Source organism: Staphylococcus sp. HMSC062H10, assembly GCF_001836945.1.
Taxonomy (GTDB): domain Bacteria; phylum Bacillota; class Bacilli; order Staphylococcales; family Staphylococcaceae; genus Staphylococcus; species Staphylococcus aureus.
The window spans coordinates 1-1732 of record NZ_KV830940.1; the positions used below are offsets into that span (position 1 = coordinate 1).

A 1732-nucleotide genomic window follows, 5' to 3' on the forward strand; every position below is an offset into this window, starting at 1 on the left:
GTGTGTGAAAAAGGAAGAGTTTATAATCATGATAAATAATATTAAGCATTATCGTAAAGAAATGAATTTTTCGCAGCAAGAGTTGGCTAATAAAGTTGAAGTAACAAGGCAGACAATATCTTTAATTGAATTAGGGAAATATAATCCTACTATCAAATTATGTATTAGCATAGCTAAAGCTTTACAAGTAGATTTGAATAAATTATTTTGGGAAATGAGTGATAATAGTGAGGAATAATAGAAATATGGATGAAAGACAAGAAATAATTAATAAGAATATGTTAATTAGGTCTTTTGGCTTTTTATTTATACTATTAATAATTTATATAGCTTTTTTAGGCGTGATTAATGTAACTATAACAGGACACCAATTAATATTAATCAGTATTATTACACTAACTAGTATATATATGTGGATTGATTCTTTTATAAATAAAATTTTGTATTATGATGTTCAAAATAACAAAGAGATAAAACGAAAGTTGTCATCATGCGTTACGACATTGTTAGTTATTGATGTTGCAGTTTTAATATTGGCTTTTTTAAATAAGATTGATATTAATATTTCATTTTTATTTTTAGCTATATTAATATCCTTTAACATTATAGTACTAAGTGTATATTATATAATATTAAAATTCTGGTTAATTTGGTATAAATAGAAAAATCGAGTATGAGGTTTGATTAAACCTTATACTCGAATGCTTAGTTATTTTTTAAAAATTTTTTCTAAACCATATAAACCTGCGCCACTAGCGGCTCCCCAACCAATGACCTTAGCACCTACTTTAATTACTGCGCCCATAGTTTTCTCTCCTTTGCTTTTTAAGTAAACGCTATTTACCTAGAATTTTATGACCAATATATGTACCTAAACCACCAGCAGCACCACTACCAATGATTTTAGCACCAGTTTTAATTAATGCACCCATGTAAATAACTCCTTAAATTTTTTAAATATTAACCAAAAATCTTTTTTAACCCTGCGTAAGTTGCGCCACCAGCAGCACCACCTAAAGCTGCTTTACCAAGAAATTTTGCTACAGCACCCATGAAAACACCTCCTCGAAAATTATTTATAGAATTATTTACCTACAGCTTTCTCTCCAGCAGCCCAACCAAGAGCGCTAGCGATACCACCGCCAATGATTTTTCCAGCTTTGATAGCTAATTTCCCCATTGTAACACCTCCCTTTTTTCTCTTGTTAATATTTTATTATTAGTTTGTTTTAATATCAATATATTTATTTATAAAATAATTAGGTATTGTAAAAACTATATATTGATATTATTATTATACATAACTATCATTATGTATTTTCAAATAATTTATGATAAAGCATATGTTGCTATGGGTTTATTCGGTTTAAGTAACATGTGCTTTTAATTTTGTAATTATAGGAGTGACTAATTTGCATAAGAGTAACCCATTATTAAGTATTTTGAAGAACTTAAAGTTTCCTAAACTTCTATTATTATCAGCTTTAATTATATCGTCTATTGGTAGTATTGCTGGTCTATTAGTACCATGGTTTACAGGGGAATTAGTAAATAAAATAAATGGAAATTCACTAAGTTTTAATTTTTTAGTTATAGTTATTTCTATATTTTTATTAAACGCAATTATAAGTGGTGTTGGTTTATATTTATTAAGTAAAATTGGTGAAAAAATCATTTTTTCAATTAGATGTTTAGTATGGAATCATATTGTTCGATTAAAAACTTCTTTTTT

The 1732-nt window shown here is 27.0% G+C and carries 4 protein-coding genes and 1 pseudogene; 2 read left to right on the plus strand and 3 right to left on the minus strand.

Going from position 1 to position 1732, the window contains the following annotated elements; all coding sequences use genetic code 11:
- Positions 1-238, plus strand: a 238-nt coding sequence (locus HMPREF2658_RS00235) for a helix-turn-helix transcriptional regulator (RefSeq protein ID WP_371106836.1), incomplete at its 5' end; no start/stop codon positions are given.
- Between the two features lie 471 nt (positions 239-709).
- Here the strand turns inward: HMPREF2658_RS00235 and HMPREF2658_RS14750 are convergent.
- The 3 genes from HMPREF2658_RS14750 to HMPREF2658_RS14760 are packed head-to-tail and all read right to left on the minus strand — an operon-like array spanning position 710 to position 1053.
- Positions 710-805: a GatB family leaderless bacteriocin gene (locus HMPREF2658_RS14750; RefSeq protein ID WP_188348922.1), complete on the minus strand. Its 96-nt coding sequence runs from the start codon at positions 803-805 to the stop codon at positions 710-712.
- A gap of 31 nt (positions 806-836) precedes the next feature.
- A complete protein-coding gene (locus HMPREF2658_RS14755; protein WP_012569512.1) occupies positions 837-932 on the minus strand; it encodes a GatB family leaderless bacteriocin in 96 nt (31 codons plus the stop codon).
- Between the two features lie 28 nt (positions 933-960).
- Positions 961-1053, minus strand: a complete 93-nt coding sequence (locus tag HMPREF2658_RS14760) for a GatB family leaderless bacteriocin (RefSeq protein ID WP_012569511.1) — start codon at positions 1051-1053, stop codon at positions 961-963.
- A gap of 359 nt (positions 1054-1412) precedes the next feature.
- On the opposite strand from HMPREF2658_RS14760, the pseudogene HMPREF2658_RS00245 reads away from it, so the two are divergent.
- Positions 1413-1732: pseudogene (locus HMPREF2658_RS00245) on the plus strand (ABC transporter ATP-binding protein); the annotation flags it as partial.

Bases quoted from the DNA above. Each gene is read 5' to 3' on its own strand.
- HMPREF2658_RS14750 (WP_188348922.1), bottom strand. From the start codon at position 805: ATGGGCGCAGTAATTAAAGTAGGTGCTAAGGTCATTGGTTGGGGAGCC.
- HMPREF2658_RS14755 (WP_012569512.1), bottom strand. From the start codon at position 932: ATGGGTGCATTAATTAAAACTGGTGCTAAAATCATTGGTAGTGGTGCT.
- HMPREF2658_RS14760 (WP_012569511.1), bottom strand. From the start codon at position 1,053: ATGGGTGCTGTAGCAAAATTTCTTGGTAAAGCAGCTTTAGGTGGTGCT.